General features: G+C 40.2%; 22 protein-coding genes and 1 pseudogene. 8 read left to right on the top strand and 15 right to left on the bottom strand.

The genetic code is table 11. The annotated features are described in order from the left end of the window. Positions 1–66: 66 nt before the first annotated feature. Positions 67–825, top strand: coding sequence for a TrmB family transcriptional regulator (locus tag ACTWP7_RS09970; protein ID WP_443123062.1), 759 nt, complete (start codon positions 67–69; stop codon positions 823–825). 46 nt (positions 826–871) lie between these two features. On the opposite strand, the gene ACTWP7_RS09965 is transcribed toward ACTWP7_RS09970, so the two are convergent. Further along, positions 872–1,111, bottom strand: coding sequence for a hypothetical protein (locus ACTWP7_RS09965; RefSeq protein ID WP_224894174.1), 240 nt, complete (start codon positions 1,109–1,111; stop codon positions 872–874). 638 nt (positions 1,112–1,749) lie between these two features. Between ACTWP7_RS09965 and ACTWP7_RS09960 the strand changes: the two genes are divergently transcribed. Next, positions 1,750–2,559, top strand: coding sequence for an alpha/beta fold hydrolase (locus tag ACTWP7_RS09960; protein ID WP_443123061.1), 810 nt, complete (start codon positions 1,750–1,752; stop codon positions 2,557–2,559). A 137-nt stretch (positions 2,560–2,696) separates the two neighbouring features. Here the strand turns inward: ACTWP7_RS09960 and ACTWP7_RS09955 are convergent, their stop codons facing one another. The 3 genes from ACTWP7_RS09955 to ACTWP7_RS09945 all read right to left on the bottom strand — a co-directional run bounded on the left by ACTWP7_RS09955 (position 2,697) and on the right by ACTWP7_RS09945 (position 3,963). Beyond that, positions 2,697–3,293: an RIO1 family regulatory kinase/ATPase domain-containing protein gene (locus ACTWP7_RS09955; RefSeq protein ID WP_443123060.1), complete on the bottom strand. Its 597-nt coding sequence runs from the start codon at positions 3,291–3,293 to the stop codon at positions 2,697–2,699. 166 nt (positions 3,294–3,459) lie between these two features. Next, the gene (locus ACTWP7_RS09950; RefSeq protein ID WP_443123059.1) at positions 3,460–3,717 is read right to left on the bottom strand and encodes a small, acid-soluble spore protein, alpha/beta type; all 258 of its coding nucleotides are present in this window, start codon (positions 3,715–3,717) and stop codon (positions 3,460–3,462) included. Positions 3,718–3,729: 12 nt separating this feature from the next. Next, positions 3,730–3,963 carry a YozQ family protein gene (locus ACTWP7_RS09945; RefSeq protein WP_443123058.1) on the bottom strand — a complete coding sequence of 78 codons (234 nt, stop codon included), beginning with the start codon at positions 3,961–3,963 and terminating at the stop codon, positions 3,730–3,732. A gap of 132 nt (positions 3,964–4,095) precedes the next feature. Between ACTWP7_RS09945 and ACTWP7_RS09940 the strand changes: the two genes are divergently transcribed. After that, positions 4,096–4,233 (top strand): hypothetical protein, encoded by a 138-nt coding sequence (locus ACTWP7_RS09940; protein ID WP_443123057.1) that lies wholly within the window; start codon positions 4,096–4,098, stop codon positions 4,231–4,233. A 17-nt stretch (positions 4,234–4,250) separates the two neighbouring features. Here ACTWP7_RS09940 and hpaB read toward each other — a convergent pair whose 3' ends face one another. The 4 genes from hpaB to ACTWP7_RS09920 form a co-directional block, all read right to left on the bottom strand. Continuing rightward, positions 4,251–5,687, bottom strand: a complete 1,437-nt coding sequence (hpaB, locus tag ACTWP7_RS09935) for a 4-hydroxyphenylacetate 3-monooxygenase, oxygenase component (protein ID WP_443123056.1) — start codon at positions 5,685–5,687, stop codon at positions 4,251–4,253. 120 nt (positions 5,688–5,807) lie between these two features. Then, entirely contained in the window at positions 5,808–7,103 is a 1,296-nt protein-coding gene (gene aceA, locus ACTWP7_RS09930; RefSeq protein ID WP_443123055.1) for an isocitrate lyase, read from the bottom strand. A gap of 14 nt (positions 7,104–7,117) precedes the next feature. Continuing rightward, positions 7,118–8,710 (bottom strand): malate synthase A, encoded by a 1,593-nt coding sequence (gene aceB, locus ACTWP7_RS09925; protein ID WP_443123054.1) that lies wholly within the window; start codon positions 8,708–8,710, stop codon positions 7,118–7,120. Positions 8,711–9,133: 423 nt separating this feature from the next. Further along, entirely contained in the window at positions 9,134–10,066 is a 933-nt protein-coding gene (locus tag ACTWP7_RS09920; RefSeq protein WP_443123053.1) for an aldo/keto reductase, read from the bottom strand. Between the two features lie 175 nt (positions 10,067–10,241). Between ACTWP7_RS09920 and ACTWP7_RS09915 the strand changes: the two genes are divergently transcribed. Beyond that, on the top strand, positions 10,242–10,652 hold the full coding sequence (locus ACTWP7_RS09915) for a VOC family protein (protein ID WP_443123052.1): 411 nt from the start codon (positions 10,242–10,244) through the stop codon (positions 10,650–10,652). A gap of 37 nt (positions 10,653–10,689) precedes the next feature. Here the strand turns inward: ACTWP7_RS09915 and ACTWP7_RS09910 are convergent, their stop codons facing one another. Both ACTWP7_RS09910 and ilvD read right to left on the bottom strand, forming a co-directional pair. After that, complete coding sequence (locus tag ACTWP7_RS09910; RefSeq protein ID WP_443123051.1) at positions 10,690–11,265, bottom strand: histidine phosphatase family protein; 576 nt, start codon at positions 11,263–11,265, stop codon at positions 10,690–10,692. Between the two features lie 700 nt (positions 11,266–11,965). Beyond that, entirely contained in the window at positions 11,966–13,663 is a 1,698-nt protein-coding gene (ilvD, locus tag ACTWP7_RS09905) for a dihydroxy-acid dehydratase (RefSeq protein WP_443123050.1), read from the bottom strand. A 393-nt stretch (positions 13,664–14,056) separates the two neighbouring features. Here ilvD and murB point away from each other — a divergent pair, with 393 nt between their 5' ends. Beyond that, entirely contained in the window at positions 14,057–14,977 is a 921-nt protein-coding gene (gene murB / locus ACTWP7_RS09900; protein ID WP_443123049.1) for a UDP-N-acetylmuramate dehydrogenase, read from the top strand. 49 nt (positions 14,978–15,026) lie between these two features. Here the strand turns inward: murB and ACTWP7_RS09895 are convergent. The 3 genes and pseudogenes from ACTWP7_RS09895 to ACTWP7_RS09885 form a co-directional block, all read right to left on the bottom strand. Continuing rightward, a pseudogene (locus tag ACTWP7_RS09895) lies at positions 15,027–15,572 on the bottom strand (SDR family NAD(P)-dependent oxidoreductase). Between the two features lie 167 nt (positions 15,573–15,739). Further along, positions 15,740–16,717 (bottom strand): zinc-binding dehydrogenase, encoded by a 978-nt coding sequence (locus ACTWP7_RS09890; protein WP_443123048.1) that lies wholly within the window; start codon positions 16,715–16,717, stop codon positions 15,740–15,742. Positions 16,718–17,250: 533 nt separating this feature from the next. Continuing rightward, entirely contained in the window at positions 17,251–17,853 is a 603-nt protein-coding gene (locus ACTWP7_RS09885; RefSeq protein WP_443123047.1) for a YpjP family protein, read from the bottom strand. A 203-nt stretch (positions 17,854–18,056) separates the two neighbouring features. On the opposite strand from ACTWP7_RS09885, the gene ACTWP7_RS09880 reads away from it, so the two are divergent. The 3 genes from ACTWP7_RS09880 (at position 18,057) to ACTWP7_RS09870 (ending at position 20,538) form a co-directional block, all read left to right on the top strand. Then, on the top strand, positions 18,057–18,677 hold the full coding sequence (locus ACTWP7_RS09880) for a spore coat protein (protein WP_443123046.1): 621 nt from the start codon (positions 18,057–18,059) through the stop codon (positions 18,675–18,677). Positions 18,678–18,890: 213 nt separating this feature from the next. After that, positions 18,891–19,547: a YqcI/YcgG family protein gene (locus tag ACTWP7_RS09875; protein WP_443123045.1), complete on the top strand. Its 657-nt coding sequence runs from the start codon at positions 18,891–18,893 to the stop codon at positions 19,545–19,547. 52 nt (positions 19,548–19,599) lie between these two features. Beyond that, positions 19,600–20,538: an arginine deiminase family protein gene (locus ACTWP7_RS09870; protein ID WP_443123044.1), complete on the top strand. Its 939-nt coding sequence runs from the start codon at positions 19,600–19,602 to the stop codon at positions 20,536–20,538. 77 nt (positions 20,539–20,615) lie between these two features. Here the strand turns inward: ACTWP7_RS09870 and dhaM are convergent, their stop codons facing one another. Continuing rightward, positions 20,616–20,990 (bottom strand): dihydroxyacetone kinase phosphoryl donor subunit DhaM, encoded by a 375-nt coding sequence (gene dhaM / locus ACTWP7_RS09865; protein ID WP_443123043.1) that lies wholly within the window; start codon positions 20,988–20,990, stop codon positions 20,616–20,618. A gap of 4 nt (positions 20,991–20,994) precedes the next feature. Beyond that, the gene (gene dhaL / locus ACTWP7_RS09860; protein ID WP_443123042.1) at positions 20,995–21,615 is read right to left on the bottom strand and encodes a dihydroxyacetone kinase subunit DhaL; all 621 of its coding nucleotides are present in this window, start codon (positions 21,613–21,615) and stop codon (positions 20,995–20,997) included. Positions 21,616–21,629 lie beyond the last annotated feature (14 nt).

Raw genomic sequence — 21,629 nt, 5'->3', positions numbered from 1 at the left:
TATTTTACGCAACAACTTATTCCATGTATTCTTTAAGCAAGAAGCTATGGACAAGGGGAATCTATTATGTTACAAAAATTCGGTTTTACTCAATACGAAAGCCAAGTTTTTGAAGTATTATCCGCAAGTCATCAGCCCATGGACGCAAGCACGATTGTTAGATTTTCTCAAGTTCCCAAATCAAAAGTTTATGAAGTGCTAAATCGAATGGTTGAAAAAGGACTCATTTTAAGTTCTTCCACGGATCGAAAAAAACTTTATAATGCTGTTCCGCTTGAAACAATTATTGAAAACCTGACAACTGAATTTGAAGCTAATGTGGAAGATCTTAGAAATAAGGAATACACCCATACTCCGATAGACGATCGTGTATGGACGGTCAAAAACAGCAAAACGATCTCGTCTCTAACAAAAGAATTAACGGAGAATGCGAACTCCAGCATTTACATATCAGGTTGGAATGAGCATTTAAAGGCTCTCACTCCATTGCTTGAACAGAAAAAAAATGAGGGCATTTCAGTAGAAATGCTCTCTGTAGGTGAACTGGAAAGCTCCATCCCACAAACTCATGTGTTAATACCGAATGAAGGGCATGAAGCTCTTGAGAAATATCAATTATTGATAGTTGATGAAAAGGAGATATTGTTCGCAGGGATTGAGCAGGGGGAGTGGCAGGGTATCCAAACATTATCCAGATCTCTTGTTAAATTTTTCACTGAATTCTTTTACCACGACGTAGCCCTTACCGAAATTACAAAAAAATATGAAAACACTCTCATGGAGGATGAAAGTATCAAAAAAATCCTTATGAAACTGAGGTATTAAAAACACCTCCGGCCTCCTATCTTCAGGAGTACCCGAGGTGTAATCATTATACCTTTTCAACTACATAAGCTTTTTTCTCACGGAAATATTTTTCTCCGTCCTCAGCAGAATGTTCAAAGAACCCTTCAAATACGTCTACAACTTTATATTGGCGCTCAGGATCAGTAAACAATTGTGATTCATTGTTTGATAGAACAACCACATCGGTTGTAGAAACAAAGCTGTCTAATTCTTTTGCTAAATAGTTTTGACCTACTTCTACATTACTTAAACGATGTTGTGTCATTTCTTTATTCCACCTTTCATATATGGACGGTTTCCCCTTAAGTTGAGCTGTAAAACATAATAAAGCTAATGGATACAGAATGATAATTAGAGAAGAAATTGCAGGCTGTATCTTATATTAAAATAATGCGAAGTTTTCATAGGTAGAATTTTTCAAGGTTTTCTTCCGTTTACGCCCGGAAGATGACGCCATTACCTACTTTCAAACCATGGCAAACTAAGGCTGGCAAAATCAACAAATCACACTATTCGAGCGTTCAGTTTGTAAAAGTCAAGCCGAAACTAAAACAGGGCAAGCCCCCTTTTATACCTAAGGAACTACGGGAATGTTCAATACGCTGAATTTAATAGAAGAGAAGCGGGTATATGTGTTAAGAAAGTGAAGGATTCATTACCTGCAAAGTCTGACGTTTAATCCAGAAATGAATATCAACATTGCCTAGTTTGATCAGCAAACGAGGTGTAAAAGTATAAAAAGAGATTGAAAATGAAGGAGTCTACTGAAGAACATTTTCAATATTAAAAAAGTATGGAAAGCAAAGACCGGTCTCATGGTGAAATCTGTGATTATGAAATATAGAAGCCAAATCAACGGTCTTTTATTACGACTGAGTCTTTTTAACAGATAGAGGTGTAAACTTGTTAGAATATAAAGTATTTAGTGAAGAACATACAAAACCATATGTACTTTTACTTCATGGAATAGGGGGAAGTGCCAATATCTTTTTCCCTCAAATTAAAGAATATAAAAAACATTTTAATGTCGTCGCTGTACATCTGCGGGGACACAAGGGGTCCCCAAGTGTTTATTCAAACTCAAGCGCATTTTCTTTTAAAGACGCGGCGAACGATGTTATTGAGGTTATGGATCAATTACGAATTAAGAAAGCGCATTTCGTTGGGGTGTCTCTTGGAACGGTTATCATTCACCAGTTGTTATCCATGGCCCCTAACCGGGTAGAAACTGCCGTAATGGGGGGAGCCATAACAAAAGTGAACCTTATATCCAGGCTCCTTCTCGCTTTCGGAAAGCTAGCCAAGAATGTAATGCCTTATTTATGGCTCTATTCTTTATTTGCACGAGTGCTGATGCCTAGAAAAAACCACAAAGAATCAAGGAATGCTTTCATAAAAGAAGCTTCCCAAATGAAACGAGCAGAGTTTTTAGGTTGGTATGATATAGCTCCTACGGTAGACACTACTTTTGAGGATGTAGAAAAAACTGCTGGATCTATTCCTAAACTTTACCTGATGGGTAGCGGAGACCGTATGTTTAAAAAAGATACATGGAAATATGTAAAGAATATGCCTAATACAACCTGCCTTTTCATTCCTAATTCCGGCCATGTCGTAAACTTAGACACCCCAGAGATTTTCAATAACTGTTCAATATCCTATATGAAAACTAAAGGAAACATTCATGGCTCCTTATTAGAAGAAAAGACTTGAATTATTAGTTCACAAAGGAGAAAGAGGTCAGGCCAAGCGGCTCTTTCTCCAATAAAAAGGTCATCCTGTGAAAAAATCAACTTAAACTGAAACTATGTTAGCTCTAAGGATATTACTCTTCCTCCCTAAAGCTTTTTTTAAATGGATAACAAACGTTTCCGATACAGCAGTATTATTAATTCTATTAATAGTTTCGGAAATCGCTTAGGGAAAAACTTTCTCAAGTAAAACTTATAGTACGCTTTCTTCAAATCAGGCCAGTACTGACATTCATTAGGTTGAGTGAACCTTACCACATCAATTAGTACTACTTCGTTATTTCTGGTCAGCATAATATTTCTAAGATGTATATCACTCGGTGTTAAGCCCCGACTCCTCACATATGTTAATACTTCATCAACTTTACGTACCATTTCTGGAGTAATTCGTTTTCCAGTTCTAAGACAGTCATAAAAAGTTATACCTTCCACATACTCCATAATTAAATAGCCATCTCCAACTTCTTTTAAATGTGGAAAAAATACTCGGTTGGATAAGCGATTATAGACCTCTGCTTCTCTGAATGCTAAATGCTTATGAGAAGGATAAAAGACTTTGATCACTTGATTGATGTTCTTCATTTTAAAAACGGCCGCACTGCGCCCCTGACCTACACACTCTAGTTCAACCGGAAAACTTACAATACGGTTATCTTTAAACACAATTTCCTCGACCAGATCTTCTATCTTTTTCATAGTATCCCCTCTATGGAAAAACGTTTATTTATTACTCCCTATTATACCGGAGTTCACAAAAAAAGAATGAACTTTGCTTGTTCATTCTAAATTTACGCCACTATATCATTTTAGTGCTCAAATAAGAAAGCAGGAAGTTTTTTCTCCCCGCTTTCTTATTTAAGCACTATTTATTTTTTTCCATAAGTTCTTTCTGAGCTTGTCTGACTAATTCCTTTACCATTTGGCCCCCGATTGGTCCACCGATCCGGCCAGCGTCCCGTGTACTTAAGTTTCCGTTATCATATCGGTTTAATGGTATGCCTTTTTCTTCTGAGACTTCAAACTTTGCATTTTCAGGAGTCTGGCTTTTCAGCAGTCTTTGTTTCAAATCATCCAGGCCTTTTTGTGCCTCTGGAACTAATATCTTATTTTTTCTTGCCATATAAATAACTCCTTATTTCTTATACTTAGGAAAACGCTCTCGTGAAAGAGGTTTGCCTTCATGACTTATTACATTTCCATCTTTGTCTAATTGATCAATGTTACCGTCGATCGTTCCTTCTGTCATCGTGTCCGAAACTTGTTCGTGAGTGACCGAAAGCCCCCGCGATGTCTCATCATTTTTTTCATAATCAGCCGACTCATAACTGCGTTCAGCTATTTGTTCTATTTTTTGTTTTTTACTCAAGATAATTACCTCCTTTACTTGCTCTTAGTTTCTGCTCCTTTATTTAAATTCATTCGATGTCCTGTAAATGAAAAATTAGAGCTTGGATAAAATTATTTTTATCATCCAAACTATAGAGGGAGGTGTTAAACGATGAGCAAGAAAAGTAATGCCAATAAAAGAAAGGCTCCTAAAACGGTGAACCCTCAAGGTTTGACGGAGGATATAGCCGATCAGCAGCCAGATTCCCAATTTGAACAAAAAGCTAAAAAAAGGAATACTAAACGATAAAAGCTGACGCTTGACCGTCAGCTTTCTTTTAGAAACCTTGATACTAATGAAATCGAGGATTTCTCGTCATACATTTGATAAATGGTTTGAGAAATACGGATCGGATCTCCAAAAAAGAACCGTTCATAAAGTGTCTGTCTTGAACCGAACGAGCTCATAGTCAGATCCCATGCTAGCCTGAATAACGCTACCCTGTCCTTGCCTTTCCAATCCCCCGCTCTCAAGTAATGGTTTAATTCTTCACCTACACTTGAATCGAACGTTTCTTCGTGAGGGATAGTCATTAATCCGCTTGCACCTAGCAGTTGAATGATTTCAATCAATCGAGGGTACAATTCCTGAGTTTGATTAATCGCTACATATAGAGGCTGAACAGAGGGTACCATTGTTCCATTATTGTCTATTTCAGCCTGGCATTCTGAATAGTGGAGCAAAGCCTTTAAACTCTCCAAACCTTTTACAATTTCAACCACTTTGGCCTGCACATGCTGATACTCCCCTATATTGATGGTCGCCACAATTTGGTGAGCGATGCCTAATAGAAACTCTAATTTAACAATTTGTCTGGAAATTATCTGGTGGATCGTGAACGGGACAAATTTACCTTTCTTATAAAAATTATCAGCCGCTCGTATATTATCATGCAGGAATACTCTCTCCCACGGAACTAGTACATCATCGAAAATTACAACTGTATCCATTTCATCAAATTTAGAGGATAGGGGAGAATTATAAGAGGAATGGTCATGACTAAAAGATTCCCGGCAAATATACTTCAATCCTTTAGTATTACTGGGAATTGAAAAACCATAGGCGTGAGCGCTCTCTTGTACTCCGGGGGCAGAGAAAACAATGATTTGATCTGTCATGCCGCCCTGAGTGGCCAGCAGTTTTGCTCCTTGAATGATTAGCCCCGCTTTGGTTCGCCTCACGATTCGGGCATTCGTTACATCTTCATCAAGAAAAGCCAGTTTCCCACGATTAGTCTGAGGATTTACAAATGTATGCGTAAAGGTAAGATCTTGTTCACGAGCTTCCTCATAGATGGTTAACAAACGATCCGGATAACAATTAGCTTCCCCTTTTAATAGATCTGCCGAAGCGGCAAAGGATGCAAGCACTGTATTCATATAGTCAGGACTCCGCCCTAATAATCCGCCGGAATGGCGTGCCCAGCATTGAATCATCTTTCTTCTCTTTTCAAGATCTTCTTTTGTTTTCGGAATTAAGTAAGATGTACCAATCTTATTTCCAGTGGTATCTGACGTGAAAGTCAATTCTTCTGTATGACCAGGATGCAATTGCAAATCATAAAGCTCCCCCTGAGTCTGGATTACTCCCTTAAATGCAGGATGACTTGATATTCTTCCCGCAACCTGTTCTCCATCCATCCAAACTTCAGCGTTTATCCGATCCACTCTTTCCTTGTACTCATCACCTGATATAGCAGGCATGTAATCACTCCCTTTGCTTACGTACACACAAAAACAGTCGATAACATACCTTATTACTTTCTTAAGATTATGTGAAAAATTTCCTACAAAAAGCCCACCTATTTAAGGCGGGCTTGAAGGTTAAGACTGAGATACCGTTTCCGTCGTAAACTGTTCGGATTCGGTAGAGCCTTTTAATGCTGTAGTGGACGACGTACCTCCTGAAATAATTTGAGCTACTTCATCAAAATAACCGGTTCCTACTTCCCGCTGGTGTCGGGTAGCTGAATATCCGTAAACCTCACTGCTGAATTCCGCTTGCTGTAATTCAGAATAAGCTTCCATTCCGCGGTCTTTATATTGTCTCGCTAATTCGAACATACCGTGATTAAGCGCGTGGAAACCTGCAAGAGTTACAAATTGAAACTTATAGCCCATCTCACCAAGTGTCCGTTGAAAACTGGCAATTGTCTCGTCATCCAGTTTTTTCTTCCAATTAAAAGAAGGCGAACAATTGTAGGCAAGCAGTTTCCCAGGAAATTTTTCATGGATAGCTTCCGCAAATCTTCTAGCTTCTTCTATGTTTGGTTCCGAGGTTTCACACCATACTAAGTCTGCATAAGGAGCATAAGCTAACCCTCTTGCAATGGCCTGATCTATCCCCGCTTTCGTTTTATAAAAACCTTCCGCCGTTCTTTCTCCTGTTAGAAACTCCGCATCACTTCCATCCACATCACTTGTGATAAGATCCGCTGCATTCGCATCTGTTCGGGCTATAATAATAGTAGGAACACCCATTACGTCCGCTGCAAAGCGTGCAGAGATTAAATTTCGAACAGCGGTTTGAGTAGGCAGCAGAACTTTTCCGCCAAGGTGGCCGCATTTCTTCTCTGAAGATAACTGATCTTCAAAGTGAACAGCCGATGCTCCTGCTTCTATCATTCCTTTCATTAATTCAAAAACGTTCAGCTGTCCCCCAAAACCCGCTTCTGCGTCCGCAACAATAGGGGCGAACCAGTCAATATCATGCTTTCCTTCCATATGATGAATCTGGTCTGCACGCTGCAATGCCTGATTAATTCTTTTAACTACCTGAGGCACGCTATTTGCAGGATACAAGCTTTGATCCGGGTACATGTGTCCTGACAAATTAGCGTCCGCTGCTACCTGCCAGCCACTCAGGTAAATAGCCTTAAGTCCGGCTTTTACCTGCTGCATAGCCTGGTTACCGGTTAAAGCACCGAGAGCATGAACATAGTCTTCTTCATGTAGGAGGTTCCACAATTTTTCGGCACCTTTTTCAGCGAGTGTATGTTGGATATCCATAGACCCTCTTAATCGGATAACGTCTTCCGGCTCATATGGACGCAACACGCTACTCCAACGTTCTTCTTCCTGCCACTGATTTCTTAGTTTTTCTACTCTCTCATTCATCATTCCGCTCATCCCCCTCAAGATAACTGCTCATAGGCTCTAATGGTTAAAAATTCTTCAAACTCATCATTTCTAATTAAGGTATCGAATAGTTCTTCAGCTTCTTTATAGGGCCTTTTATTGAAAAAATCCTCCCCTACTTCTTGCCGGATAGCCTCCATTTCTTCTTCTCTTAACTTATCGTAAAGTTCAAACGTAATAGGACGTTCCTCATTCAATGCACCTTTTGGATGACGAATCCACTGCCAAACTTGAGCCCTTGATATTTCAGCTGTTGCAGCGTCTTCCATCAAATGATGAATCGGCGCAGCTCCTGTGCCAGCGAGCCATGAGGCAATGTACTGAATCCCCACATTAATATTTGTGCGTAATCCCTTTTCCGTAATTTCCCCTTGAGGAACTTCCAGTAAGTCAGCTGCTGAAACTGTAATCTTCTCTTTCGTTTTACTGATTTGGTTGGGTTCCGGCATTCCCTCATTAAATACGTCCATGGCCGCCTGAACCATTCCAGGATGAGCCACCCAGGTCCCATCGTGACCGTCCTGGACTTCTCGTTTCTTATCAGCTATTACTTTTTGAAAAGCAGCTTCATTCTTAGCTGGATCCTTTTTTACTGGTATTTGAGCTGCCATACCCCCGATCGCAGGAGCGCCACGTTTATGACAAGTTTGAATGGTCAATAGCGAATAAGCACGCATAAATGGAACGGTCATCGTTACTTCTGAACGGTCCGGAAGTATCATCGATGGATCATGCCGGAATTTCTTTAAAAAACTGAAGATATAATCCCAGCGTCCGCAGTTAAGACCTGCCGAGTGTTCCTTTAATTCATACAATATTTCATCCATTTCATAAGCGGCGAGGATCGTTTCCAATAATACCGTTGCTCTGATAGTGCCTTGAGGAATGTTCATGTAGTTCTGAGCGTAAACAAAAATATCGTTCCATAATCGCGCTTCCTTATGGTTCTCCAGTTTAGGCAAATAAAAGTATGGACCCGAACCGTTCTTTATAAGCTGTTTAGCGTTGTGGAAGAAAAACAAACCGAAGTCAACCAAGCTTCCAGAAATCGCTTTATTTTGATAGGTTAAGTGCTTTTCCTCCAAGTGCCAGCCTCTGGGTCGTACCATAAGTACAGCAGTCTGTTCGCCCAGTTGATACAATTTTCCTTTTTCATTTTGAAAAGTAATGGTTTTCTGAATCGCGTCACGCAAGTTAATCTGCCCGTGAATCGTATTCGACCAGGTGGGAGAGTTGGCATCCTCAAAGTCTGCCATAAATACTTTTGCACCGGAATTCAGACCATTAATGACCATCTTACGATCGACAGGACCGGTAATTTCTACCCTTCGATCTTTTAAATCTTTTGGCAGATCACTTATCTGCCAGTTACCTTGGCGGATACGTTCTGTTTCTTTAAGAAAACGTGGCTTTTCCCCGCGATCTAACCTTGATTGAATTTCTTCCCTATTTTCTAATAATTGCTTTCGTCTCTCTTCGAAGTGTCGATGTAAAGATTCTAGAAAAGCCAGAGCTTCTTGGTTTACTATTTCTTCAAAACCTGTTTCAAGATTGCCTTCCACCTTGATTCCAGATAACTTTGTTTCCATTTCGAACCCCCCTTTTGTTATATATCTGTTATATAAACAACCAATTGTTATATAACAGTGGTGGCATATTTTATTCAGCTTTCTTAGATAGACACCGATCGCATTCCATCATGTAAGTATAATGATGACCTTTCACTTCAGCACCACATTGCGGACATGGAACAGAAACCGTTTGATTTTTCTTTTTCATAATTAAATTCCTCCTTTTTTATATAACAGCTTCGCTAACCTTTAACTGTTATGATACAGTTTACGGTGTAACGAGTTGTTTTGCAACAGTTTTTTGAAAATTTTATCCAAATAGGCAGATGATGTAATATGTATCCCCCCTCAAAAACCGGGGAATAATGGGATTCATTGGCTATATAAACCTCTATATTTTTCAACAGCCTAAAAAGCCTGCCACGGGTGGCAGGCTTTTTACTAAGCAAAAATTTCGTGTATTTGCTTTACTTCGTCTTTAGATAGTTCTACATCCAGTGTCTTTAAGTTGTTTGTTACTTGGTCTATTTTCTTAGCACCTGGTATCACAGCATCAATCGAGTCCTGATTTAAATACCAGGCTAGCACGAGGTTTGCAACCTCTACATTTTTAGAATGTGCTATTTCTTTCAGGTGATCGACTTTCTGCAAATTCTTCCTATATTGTTCGCCCTGGAACAATGAATTTTTAGCACGAAAATCATCGAATGTTGTATGTTCGTTATATTTCCCTGTTAGCAGACCAGAAGCAAATGGGAAATAAGGCACAAAGGAAATTCCATTCTCGGCTGTGTAAGGAAGCATCTCCTTTTCTGCTTCTCGTTTCAACAGATTGTATTCTCCCTGAATTACGTCAACATATCCGTCTTTATCCGCTTCTTTCAACTGATCGACTGAAAAGTTCGATACTCCTATGGAACGAATTTTACCTTGATCCTTCATTTCTTTCAAAGCCCCCACAGCTTCATCTTTTGGTGTATGATCATCTGGAAAATGTATATAAAATAAATCAATGTAGTCCGTCTGAAGACGATCCAAACTTTCTTCCACAGCCTTTTTTAGAAAAGAAGGCGAGTTGTTGAAAACCACCTCTTCTCCTTTAAATTCATGTGCACCTTTAGTAGCTAGTACGACCTCTTCACGATTTCCCTGCTCTTTGATGACTTGACCAACTAATTCCTCAGAACGCTTAGGGCCATAAATGAAAGCTGTATCTAAGAAGTTCATATTGTTCTCAAGCGCCGTACGCACCACATCTTTTCCAGCTTCTTCATCAAGATTCGGATATATGTTATGACCGCCTACAGCGTTGGTGCCCAATCCTATTGGATTGACAGATAAACCTGATTTCCCAAGGCTCACCAATTTGTCCATTATACTCATCTCCTTTATCCATTCTTCTATTCTTCTACCACGTTATTATAAAAAAGAAACCGCACTCATTGGCTTTAAGCACATCCACTGGAACTATTGAAAAAAAAGAGTGACTTCCAAGCTTTATATCAATTATAGTTAAAACAGATTGAACACTTCACATAGGAGGGATCATATGAAATATCAAGTCACCCCATACTTTACCTTTAATGGTGACGCTGCAGAAGCTTTGGACTATTACACTCAGGTCTTTCAAGGAGAAGTTACTGCCAGACAAACCTTTGGGGATGCTGATTTTGAAACACCTGAAGGTATGGAAAACCGCATCATGCATGCACATTTTCAGAAGGAAAGCTTTTCCTTTATGGTTTCAGATTCTTTTCGTGAAAACTCCGTAACTATAGGAAATAATATTTCCCTGGCTCTTGAACTTGAAAATAAGGATGAGATCCAGACTCTTTATGATCGTCTGAAAGAAAAAGGTACAGTACTTATGGAACTACAAGACACATTTTGGAATGCTACTTTTGCAAAAGTAAAAGATCACTACGGAATCATTTGGGATTTAAACTACTCTCATGAATAACAAAAAAAGAGCGGCTCGAAAGTAGAGCCGTTCTTTTTTAGATCTCTAAATGCTTTGTACAATTAAACAATTCACAAGACCACTGACCTTGTTCTAATGTAACTTCTGTGATGGAAGTGTTTTTCATATGTTCTTTACGTATTTTCACAGGATCAAGTTCGCTTACTAAATGACTGATTAAAGCACCATGACTAACCACTAAAATATTTTTCCCGATATTTTTTTTCACCAGCTCATTAATGACAGACATCCCTCGTTCCTTAATTCTTTCTTTTTTCTCAATTCCCAGGTCTAGCTCCCGCCAGCCGCTTCCCCATTTTTCAATTCTTTCTTCCTCGGTTGTTCCTTCAATTAGACCGCCGTCCACCTCCTGCAGGCGGATATCATAACAGATTTCCAAGCCCAGCCGATTGGAAATAATCTGTGCCGTTTGAGCAGCTCTCTTTAATGGACTTGTGTATAACACTTCCCATACTTCTGTATATAAACGCTCCGCAAGCTTTTCAGCATCACTTATTCCTTCTTGGTTTAAAGGTATGTCCGACTTTCCCTGAGCACGTTTTTCTTTATTCCAAGGTGTACTTCCATGACGGATCAATCCTATTTTAGTCATTTTATCTCACTTCCTCCTTATCATTGCTCTGTAAAATCTCAGGGTTAATAATTAAAGAAAAGCTCCCGTTTGTTGAAGACTCAGTTTCGAGATATCTCGTGAGAGAGTTAGGTCCTGCGGGGAACGACTCGCTTTCCGTGGGCATGTGCTGAGCCTCCTCAAGCTAAAGCTTTCCGGGGTCTCACCGATCATGTTTATCCCACAGGAGTCTCCCCCGTTCCCCTCCGGACCTGGAAAAATCAGACACTCGAAACGGCTTTATCCTTCACCCACTTGAAGAAAAATAACCACATGGGCGTATACACTTTATTCAAGCTGAACTATGCGGGATAGCCTGTTATATAAGCATTTCAGGGAGGTTAAGGAAGAAAAATTCCTCTCTTTCCAAAGGGACCGTTATTCCCAATAAACTTGGGCTTGTGGGGAAATGGCGAGACTCCCATGGGAGAAGGAACTAGGTGAGATCCCGCAGGGAGTGAAACGAGCAAGGAAGCTCACCGTTCCCCCATAGGAAAGTGAGCTATTTCCCCACAAGCCCTTCTCCAAATATCGTAACGGACCCAAATTATCTCGAAACTGAGTCTTCAAGTAACCGGCCCTATTGCTTAATATGTCTTTTAGCAAGTATTAACACCAACTTTTAACAGTGGCAAATATTATAAAAAAGGGCAGCTTACAAAGCCGCCCTTTCAAAAAAATATTATTCTAAGTCTGCGTCTGTTACTGCTCCTTTTGCTGAAGAAGACACTAATTTAGCATATTTCGCTAAGATACCTGTTTTATATTTTAGCGCAGGTTTTTGCCATTCTTCTTTTCTGCGTTTAAATTCTTCCTCAGAAACATCAAAGTTAATTTGCTGCACGTCACTGTCGATGGTAATCGTATCTCCTTCCTTCAGAATACCAATAGGTCCTCCAAGGGCAGCTTCCGGAGCTACGTGTCCAATCACGAAACCATGTGATCCCCCTGAGAAACGTCCATCTGTAAGCAAGGCCACTTTACCTCCAAGTCCTTTTCCAACAATCATAGCTGTAATGGATAGCATTTCAGGCATTCCTGGACCGCCTCTAGGACCAACATTTCGGATGACGAGCACGTCTCCCTCTTTAATTTCGTCATCTACGATAGCCTGTGTAGCTTCTGCTTCACTATCATAAACCCGAGCAGGTCCTTCAAATCGGCTGATCTTTTGACCAGACATTTTCGCGACCGCCCCTTCAGGTGCAAGGTTTCCTTTGAGAACTACAAGCGGCCCGTTTGGTTTAATCGGTTTATCCAACGGAAGAATTACTTTCTGACCTTCTTTTAATGCTGGAGCTTCTGCGAGGTTTTCAGCCACAGTTTTGCCTGTAACTGTGAGACAATCTCCATTCAAGAGTCCGTTTTCATGTAGAAGCTTCATAACGGCTGGAACGCCACCACTTTCATAAAGGTCCTGCATGACATATTTTCCACTTGGTTTCATATCAGCTATATGAGGGACCTCCTGGCGTACTCTTTCAAAATCATCCAGCGTCAAATCGACTCCCGCCGAATGAGCCATCGCAAGCAGGTGTAGGAAAGCATTCGTGGATCCTCCTAAAGCCATTACAACTGTAATCGCATTTTCGAATGCTTCTTTCGTCATAATATCTCTAGGATAAATTCCCTTTTCTAAAAGATCTACCACTAATTCTCCAGCTTGTTTACACTCTTGTTCTTTATAATCATTCACTGCGGGTGTTGAAGAAGAACCAGGGATACTCATTCCAAGAGCCTCTACAGCCGAAGCCATTGTATTGGCAGTGTACATTCCTCCGCATGCACCTGCACCTGGGCACGCATTACACTCTACCTTATGAAGTTCTTCATCATTAATCTGACCTTCATGATACTTACCAACTGCTTCAAAAGAAGATACGATATCAATATCCTCCCCATTCAGCTTACCTGGTTGAATAGTCCCTCCATATACATAGACAGAAGGAATATTCATACGTCCTATGGACATTAAACATCCAGGCGTGGTTTTATCACATCCTCCAATCGCCACAATACCGTCGAGACGTTCAGCATTCGTCACAGTTTCAATTGAATCTGCAATAACTTCACGGCTTGGAAGAGAGTAGAACATTCCTTCATGTCCCATAGCAATTCCATCGGAAACCGTAATCGTGTTAAAAATCATAGGAGCTCCGCCATTATCACGGGCGCCATCTTTGGCTTCGCGAGCCAGCCGATCAATATGTACGTTGCAAGGCGTAACCTCACTCCATGTACTGGCAATTCCAATCATCGGCTTTTTGAAGTCCTCGTCCGTAAAACCTACAGCTCTAAGCATAGAACGGTTAGGGACACGATTAACTCCTTCACTGATGACTTTACTATTAATTCTTAGATCTTTTTTGGATTGATCCATCTCCTGCACCCCTTATCTTTTTGTTTGTCGATTTTTGAAACAACTTATTATGATGATACTAACTAGGATGAGTAAAGGCAATGACTTTTCTGAAAATATAAAACTTTCTTTTAATATAAAGCGCTTTCTTTTTTGGGCAACTCCACATTTGATGAATAATTTGGTAAACCATCAAAATCTGCACACATTCTTCGGAAATTCGTTACAAATTTCATTCTCAAAGTATGATAAAATAAGGAGCATGTGGGAAATACGGAACGTAAATGACTTTGTAAACTTTTTACCCAATTGACATAAACTATGTGTAGATAAGTTTATCCTTTAACCCTTCAATTTATTTAAGGGATTTAAGGCAGAATTATAGAAAAACAACTTTAAATGGGACTGGTGTTCATGGAAACTAAAGAAAAAATCTATAATAAATTATTAAAGCTTGTTAAAAAAGACAACGTGAAGGTTAATGAGAGGTTAAAAGACCACTTATATACGAAACTTGGAGGCAAAGCTGATTTTTTCATTACTCCGACTACTTTTCAAGAAGTTCAGAACGTAGTCAAGCTATCCAACGAAGATAATATTCCTTTCACTCTGCTTGGGAACGGTTCCAACCTGATTATTAAAGATGGAGGGATTCGTGGAATTGTTATTAATTTAAAACACTTAAACGATATATCCTCTGAAGGCAATACCGTGGTCGCCCAGAGCGGTGCAAGGATTATTGACGCCTCCAGGCACGCCTTAAAGCAAAGCCTTTCAGGACTTGAGTTTGCCTGTGGTATACCGGGGACGGTTGGTGGTGCATTGTATATGAATGCAGGAGCCTACGGCGGTGAAATTAAGGATGTCCTGGATTATGCATATGTAGTAGATAAAGAAGGTAACCTTGTGAAAAGACTGGCTTCCGAATTGAAGCTTGATTATCGTACGAGTAACATTCCTGAGAATGGAGACATTGTACTCGAAGCCACTTTCAACTTAAAGCCTGCATCTTATGAGGATATTAAAGCTACTATGGATGATTTAACGTTTAAAAGGGAATCCAAACAGCCCCTTGAATATCCTTCGTGCGGCAGTGTATTCAAGCGTCCGCCTGGATATTTTGCCGGCAAGCTAATTCAGGATAGTAAACTTCAAGGAACGAATATCGGCGGAGCTGAGGTTTCAACGAAACACGCTGGATTTATTGTTAATAAAAATAATGCTTCCACTACGGATTATATTTCTTTAATCGAACACGTCCAACGAACTGTGAAGGATAAATTTGGCGTAGATTTAGAGAGAGAAGTTCGAATCATTGGTGAAGACTCTGACTAACTAAAAGGATTCAGTCTGTGGACTGAATCCTTTTCATTATTATACTCCTTTAAAACTCCAGTTCCTCACGATCCCTGAAAAACTTCCCATTAGGTCCGTCTTCTTCTAATTGAGCAAGCCAAAGAATCCCTTCCACTGCCTGCTCCGGTTCTCGCTTAGCTTTATCTCCCCCTAGCTCTGTTTTAACCCAGCCCGGGCTCACTGAGTTAACTTTTATATTTTTTCTTCTTGCTGCCCCTGCAAATAATCTAGTCCGTCCATTCAGCCCATATTTAGAAGCTTTATAAGCTTCTGGCATGGGCGCATCCATCGCCTTGTTAACACCCATTTCTGCTGCAAGGTTAACAATGCGTCCATAATTATTCTATATCATAACTGGCATAACAATACTTATCATAAAATAAGGTCCAAAATAATTGGTCAGGTGGATACCTTCGAATGTGACGGTATCAATTTCCAATATGGAGCTTTTCTTATCTGGAAAAATCCCCGCATTGTTTATAAGTACGTCAATTTTTCCATCTTGTTCTATAATTTGATCTTTCACTTGACCAATCTTATCCGGCTGACAGACATCGAGGAAGATACAGTGCACGTCCAACCCTTCTGTTCTTCTCCTCCTTCATCACATGGTGTTATCTTTATTACCATAATGAGAGGATTTATGAACGTTGCAATCGGTTTTCGATGTGCCATTGGGCGTAATAAACTACCATAAGCTAAAAAAAGACTAACCTATTTTAAAAGGTCAGTCTTTCTTAATCACTTTAACTTGGCAACAATTTTCCCTGATACATGTCGCCCAGCTAAACGTTCCAGCGCTTCAGGCACGCCCTCCAAGTCCACAATTTCTGAAAGCATGGTCTCCAACTTTCCATGCCTAACCATAGCAAGCATAGAGTCTCCCATTCTGCTCAAATCTTCTTGTGATTGCACGTCTGCCTTATGAATAGCGCCAAGAGCTATTTCATGATAGGAAATTACCTGAGTAAATGGTTTAACTTTAGAAAAATCAGGTGCTCCTGCGATATAAACCAAGTGCCCCATATGAACTAAATAGTCAAGAGAATCAGTTGCGTTCTGGCTGCTTACTGTATCTACGACAGCATCTACACCCCGTCCTTCCGTAATATTCATCACTTTAGCTTTTACATCTTCATTCTTGTAATCAATTACGAAATCTGCACCTAAATGAAGCACATGGTCGTGATTATGGGATGAGGCTGTAGAAATCACTGTTTTTCCAGCCGCTTTAGCAAGCTGGATACCAAAACCTCCAACTCCTCCAGCTCCGGCATGAATTAGAAGTGTATCAATTTGATCAAAAGGAAGTTTACGGTGGAGCGCCTGGAAGGCCGTATACCCAGCGGTGGGCAGAGCTGCCGCATTTTCGAATGATATCCCATCTGGAATACGAGAAATTGTATGGGCAGTTGTTATATTAAACTCAGCAAAAGCCCCATCTCTAGTTAAATCTCCGTGATACACGACAGGATCTCCAATCGCCCAGTCCGTTACACCTTCTCCAAGTTCTCTAATGATCCCTGCAGAGTCCAAGCCCAGGATATGAGGATAAGACCAATCTGGATGTCCATTACTGGCTGTTTTATAATCAACGGGATTTAAACCGGCAGCGTACACTTCAATTAACACCTCCCCTCGGCCTGGTTTGGGTGGCTCCACATTTTCAACCTTCATATCTTTCCAGTGGCTGTCTCCACGAAGCAGTAAAGCTTTCATTATAAGTCACTCCCTATTTTAAAAATGTTGTACTCTGCTTACTTTATGGTAATCCCCAGTCATTGAAAAAAGATTTGCTCATAGTAGATAATAAACCCCTTTGGATAATCATTCATGAGTAAAGGTTCAAGTCGTCACTCTGGAATAGAGCACTCAGTCAAAGGAAGCAAACTTGTCCTCTTCTAATGCAGGCAGCGAATATACCAGTTGAACTAATCCAACTTACTCGCTGACACTCCTTAAAGGGAGAGATTCCTAAGAACACAATTCTAACGGTACGTTCGGATGATTAGGCTAACCCCGTCGCACCGACGGTTGAAAGAATTCTTAGGACTTCCTTCAGTACATTCAAGTTTACGTTTGTACCCCTGTGGCGACGAGAATAACAATTTAGACAATCCCATTTTCCGAGAGAAAGGGGTAGACATTTAACTGCCCCTTTCCGATGGTCTTCGATACATCGCTGAAAGAGGGAATTGAATGCGGAATAACGATAAAAAACGACCCTGTAGAAAGGGCCGTTTGACTATCTCTTATGACATCCATTTAGGAGGAGTATTTTTCTCCCAGTAAATTTCTCCAATAAAGTGGTGTTTGGTAAAGTTGTCCTCGCTTAAGTGATAATGAAAATTGAACCAGTATCCTTCACCAGGCCGTTTATCACGACGGACGTGGAAGCGGGCCTCTTCTTCATCGGTTCGATGATTATATAAGTTAAAAATTTTCTCTCCATATCCCGGAGTAAGCTGCTCTGTTATTTCATAATAGGGAACTTGGTCATCAGCTTTTGAAAGAAGCATCTCCACGACTTCTTCGATTTTAGGAAGAATTTCTTCCGTCATTTCAGCATCTATTTTATCAAGTATTTTAGGTCCCATTTTTGTAATCGTTTGTTCTTTTGCCTGGGCCATAATAATATCAATCGGATCTTCATCCTGCTTTTCTGATTCCTTAGAAATTGCTTCAGTAAGAGCTGTCGCCTCAATAGATAGAGGTAACTCTTTTTCTTCACTAGAATCTTCAGAAGTCATTTCTTTTTCTGCTGACTCAGCAGCAAGTTCTGTAGGAGGTATATATAAACCTAACGTAAGTACGGATATTAATATAACAAATATTTTTCTGCCCCATAATTTCATAAAAAATTAACTCCTTTATTTAGGCTCCTCTTAGATTTTATCATTTCAAACAGGAAAGTCTATATGAAAACGCAAACAATTTCGAATATTTAATGACGATCAGGATAAGTGTTCAGCTATTTAGCTTTTATGTACATGGTTTATTTATCAAGGGGCATCCTTAAAGGTGAAACCTACTTTATTTTTTAACTGGAGGAAAAGTCATGCAATCTCAAAACCAAACTCAATCAAATCAGGCTATGCAGCCTAATATGGCCCCGAATCAGAATCAAAATCATGGCGGTCATGAATTGTTCGACGCTCACGAGGTGATAGCTGGGGTGATCAGCATGCTGGATCAATATCAGATGTATGATCAGCACATTCAAGATCAGGAATTAAAAGACATATTACACCGTCAATCCACTTTCGTTACCCAGATGTACAATAGTGTTGTACAAAGCTTTCAAACTGGACAGGATCCAAAGATGCCGACCCAGCAATATAAGATGCAACAGAACAACAATGCCGTGTATGGTCTTAAACCTGGGCAGCCTAAAAAGCCTAACCAGTCCGTTAATGAGCTTTCTGATCAGGGCTTATCTGCTTATATGCTGGGCCAGACTAAATCGTTAGCTTCTCTACTAACCATGACAGCACTGGAAATGACAAATCCTGTTCTTCGTCGTGTCATTTCTGACAGTGTCCCTAATTTTATTGAAATGAGTTATGAAATATTCCTTTATCAAAATAAAAATGGATACTATCAAGTCCCTCAATTAAACCAGCAGGATATGAACCAAATGCTTCAAAGCTATCAGCCGGCTCCACCACAAACTCATTAATAATAGCAAGAAAGCTGGAGGCTGATTTCTCACACTCCAGCTTTTTTCATCTTCTCTAGACAAACACACTTCCTCCGCTCCTTAAATATGCTACTTGTAACCTACTGTAAGGAGGGCCTGCAAGTGAAATTATTAACGAAAACCTGGATAGAGGAACATGTGCCTCTTTTAGACTCGTGGAAACAAAGTGCCTTTAAAGATTTTTCTACCATGATGAATGATAAAGAACACCTCTACCCTTGTGTCCCAGGTAAACAGGGGTTTAACTCTGACTCCCTGCGCTTTGGTTTTGCAGATAGTCCTGACTCACCTCATGCACACAAGCAAGCAGCTGAGTATTTAAGACAATACAGTGAAGTTTCAAGAGGCACTGGAAGATACGCATCCCTTGTTCTATTCTTCAACACACAAAAACGACAAGGGGATATAGAGTGCTATCAGGAGCTCTTTTGGAAGGTCTTAAATAATATTCATGCTTATGACGAAAAGTCATGGCCTGAACACATCCCTTTAGATCCTGCTCAAAGCGCTTGGGAATTCTGTTTTCACGGAGAACCTTACTTTGTTTTTTGTGCAACTCCAGCACATCTAAATAGAAAAAGTCGTTTTTTTCCTTATTTACTTCTTGCTTTTCAGCCCCGCTTTGTATTTGATGAGATCAATAGTAAGACCTCTCAAGGTCGAAAGTTAAAAAATATTATTCGCACGCGCCTGAAAAATTACGATAATGCTCCCATCCACCCAGATTTAAAATGGTACGGAGAGGACGATAATCTCGAATGGAAGCAATATTTTTTAAAAGACGATAATTCTTCTCTTTCGAAATGCCCTTTCAGTGGAATTAAGCCATCTCCTCCCACCAGGGAATGATAATTCAAAGGAGGGAAATAGTATAAAGAGATATATAAAGGAGTCACCGACCATGAAGCTGCCTATACACTGTTGGAATGAATATGATGAATTAAAGACGGTAGTGGTCTGTTCGCCGTCTGTATTAGAGATCGCTGATCAACAAACGGCTGAAAACGTTCAATGGCTGGAACCTTTTGATCCAGCAAAAATAGTTCACCAATTCGAAACGCTGGTTGAATCAATGAAACAAGAAGGCGTCCAGGTTATCGATTATTCAGAATACTTATCACCGGAGGACCGATACTTTAATCAACAGCTAATCAGCCGAATCTTTGTCCGGGATTTAGCTTGTGCATTTGGTCGTACCCTTCTTCCCGGTAAAGCCGGCACATCAATGAGAAAACCTGAATACGTCCATAGCCATAGTGTATTTCAAAAGTGGTGGGATGAACGTACATTTCCGCTGCAAGCAAATAATAAGTGGAATTCTTTGGAATATGGAGATGTCATTGTATTAAGCGAAGATGCTGTTTTAATTAACGCCGGTCTCCGGACCAGTATGGAATCTATGGATGATATACAAAGTCAAATCAGAAGAGCAGGTTTTTCAGAAATCGGCGTCATCGACTTGCCGCGCAGGTCCGATACACTCCATTTAGATATGAATTGTAATGTAGCAGGTGAACGACTGCTTCTAACTAAGAATTATCTGCGCTATTTTCCCATTGAAGTTCTGGACGGCCAAAGCCGTTACTGTATGTTTCATGAATTCATTGAACGTCATGGATTTACAGTAATCTGGACAGATAAAGTTAAAAATACTGTTCCTGACATTAATTTTCTTACCCTTAACCCGGAGACTATACTTGTAAGCAAACAACTGAACAAAAAGATTATTCATCAATTTCCTGATCTGCGTAGAAAGAATCTAATTGAAATAGAGATTTCCGAATTAGAAAAAGGAGGAGGAGGAATCCGCTGCATGACTCTTCCGTTGGAGAGAAGGTAAATGGACAAGCTCGAGAAATTTCTCAATTAAACTTTCAAGCCAGGCAGGGATTACTTCCCTGCCTGGCTTGAGTGCCTCTAGTTAAATTCTTTATTTAGTGAAACAAAGATCTCTTCCACACTTTTCCCTATACTGGATTCCACTGCAGCAAGATAAGCTCCTTCCAATATCGGGGCAGAAGCAAGGTGAACGTTCTCAAACCCAAGTGTCTCAATCGCCATCTCAGCATTCATTTGAGCACTTCCAATATCATAAAAAACAATTATTCCTTTTTCATTGTGTATGTTTTGAATAGCCGTTTGTATCCGCTCGAAGTTGGTACCAATTTCTCCACCTTCCAGACCCCCGGCTGCTTCCACAGGGATCTCCCCCACTACCTGCTGTAAAAATTCACAAATTCCCTCAGCAGCTTTTTCACTGTGGGAAACCAGTACAATTCCAACATGTTCCATGGCTTTATTCGTCTCCTTTTATACAGTCTGCAAGAGCTTCAAATACATAGTATGAGGACATGGCTCCTGGATCTATATGACCCTTTGACCGTTCTTTTAAATAAGCGGCCCGTCCTTTTGTTGCTACAAGATCTTTAGTTGATTCCATGGTGGATTGTGCGGTATCAAGGATAAGCTGACGATCAAAATCCTGGACTTCACTCATTTTGCCTGCCAAAGGTTCCCACACATCGAGCATAGTTTTTTCTCCGGCTTCTGCTTTTCCACGCTGTTTAATTCCAGCTACGGCCTCCTTCAGCGCTGAAGAGAATGTTTGAAAATCAACGTTTTCTACACCTTTTACTGCAGTCGACATTTTTAAGAATACGGTGCCATATAAGGGACCGGAAGCTCCGCCGACTTTAGACATCAGTGTGGTGGCGACGTCTTTCCAGACTCCGGATACATTTGAATACTCTTCTCCAGATATTTTATTTACTGCTTCTTGAAAGCCACGGGACATGTTAATCCCATGGTCTCCATCACCAATAGCCTGATCCAGTGAGGTTAGTTCATCTTTATTGTCCTGAATTTTTTCGTTAATTTTGTGAATCCAGTCTAGAGCATGGCTGACTTCCAACTTCATGTGAATACCTCCCT

Source organism: Halobacillus sp. B29 (assembly GCF_052246755.1).
Taxonomy (GTDB): Bacteria; Bacillota; Bacilli; order Bacillales; family Halobacillaceae; genus Halobacillus; species Halobacillus halophilus.
Note: the sequence above shows the minus strand (reverse complement) of the source record. Positions and strands in the feature narration are given on the sequence as shown.

Excerpts from the sequence above, each read along its gene's own strand:
- ACTWP7_RS09970 (WP_443123062.1), top strand. The coding sequence starts at position 67 with ATGTTACAAAAATTCGGTTTTACTCAATACGAAAGCCAAGTTTTTGAA.
- ACTWP7_RS09965 (WP_224894174.1), bottom strand. The coding sequence starts at position 1,111 with ATGACACAACATCGTTTAAGTAATGTAGAAGTAGGTCAAAACTATTTA.
- ACTWP7_RS09955 (WP_443123060.1), bottom strand. The coding sequence starts at position 3,293 with ATGAAAAAGATAGAAGATCTGGTCGAGGAAATTGTGTTTAAAGATAAC.
- ACTWP7_RS09950 (WP_443123059.1), bottom strand. The coding sequence starts at position 3,717 with ATGGCAAGAAAAAATAAGATATTAGTTCCAGAGGCACAAAAAGGCCTG.
- ACTWP7_RS09940 (WP_443123057.1), top strand. The coding sequence starts at position 4,096 with ATGAGCAAGAAAAGTAATGCCAATAAAAGAAAGGCTCCTAAAACGGTG.
- hpaB (WP_443123056.1), bottom strand. The coding sequence starts at position 5,687 with ATGCCTGCTATATCAGGTGATGAGTACAAGGAAAGAGTGGATCGGATA.
- aceA (WP_443123055.1), bottom strand. The coding sequence starts at position 7,103 with ATGATGAATGAGAGAGTAGAAAAACTAAGAAATCAGTGGCAGGAAGAA.
- aceB (WP_443123054.1), bottom strand. The coding sequence starts at position 8,710 with ATGGAAACAAAGTTATCTGGAATCAAGGTGGAAGGCAATCTTGAAACA.
- ACTWP7_RS09920 (WP_443123053.1), bottom strand. The coding sequence starts at position 10,066 with ATGGACAAATTGGTGAGCCTTGGGAAATCAGGTTTATCTGTCAATCCA.
- ACTWP7_RS09915 (WP_443123052.1), top strand. The coding sequence starts at position 10,242 with ATGAAATATCAAGTCACCCCATACTTTACCTTTAATGGTGACGCTGCA.
- ACTWP7_RS09910 (WP_443123051.1), bottom strand. The coding sequence starts at position 11,265 with ATGACTAAAATAGGATTGATCCGTCATGGAAGTACACCTTGGAATAAA.
- ilvD (WP_443123050.1), bottom strand. The coding sequence starts at position 13,663 with ATGGATCAATCCAAAAAAGATCTAAGAATTAATAGTAAAGTCATCAGT.
- murB (WP_443123049.1), top strand. The coding sequence starts at position 14,057 with ATGGAAACTAAAGAAAAAATCTATAATAAATTATTAAAGCTTGTTAAA.
- ACTWP7_RS09890 (WP_443123048.1), bottom strand. The coding sequence starts at position 16,717 with ATGAAAGCTTTACTGCTTCGTGGAGACAGCCACTGGAAAGATATGAAG.
- ACTWP7_RS09885 (WP_443123047.1), bottom strand. The coding sequence starts at position 17,853 with ATGAAATTATGGGGCAGAAAAATATTTGTTATATTAATATCCGTACTT.
- ACTWP7_RS09880 (WP_443123046.1), top strand. The coding sequence starts at position 18,057 with ATGCAATCTCAAAACCAAACTCAATCAAATCAGGCTATGCAGCCTAAT.
- ACTWP7_RS09875 (WP_443123045.1), top strand. The coding sequence starts at position 18,891 with ATGAATGATAAAGAACACCTCTACCCTTGTGTCCCAGGTAAACAGGGG.
- ACTWP7_RS09870 (WP_443123044.1), top strand. The coding sequence starts at position 19,600 with ATGAAGCTGCCTATACACTGTTGGAATGAATATGATGAATTAAAGACG.
- dhaM (WP_443123043.1), bottom strand. The coding sequence starts at position 20,990 with ATGGAACATGTTGGAATTGTACTGGTTTCCCACAGTGAAAAAGCTGCT.
- dhaL (WP_443123042.1), bottom strand. The coding sequence starts at position 21,615 with ATGAAGTTGGAAGTCAGCCATGCTCTAGACTGGATTCACAAAATTAAC.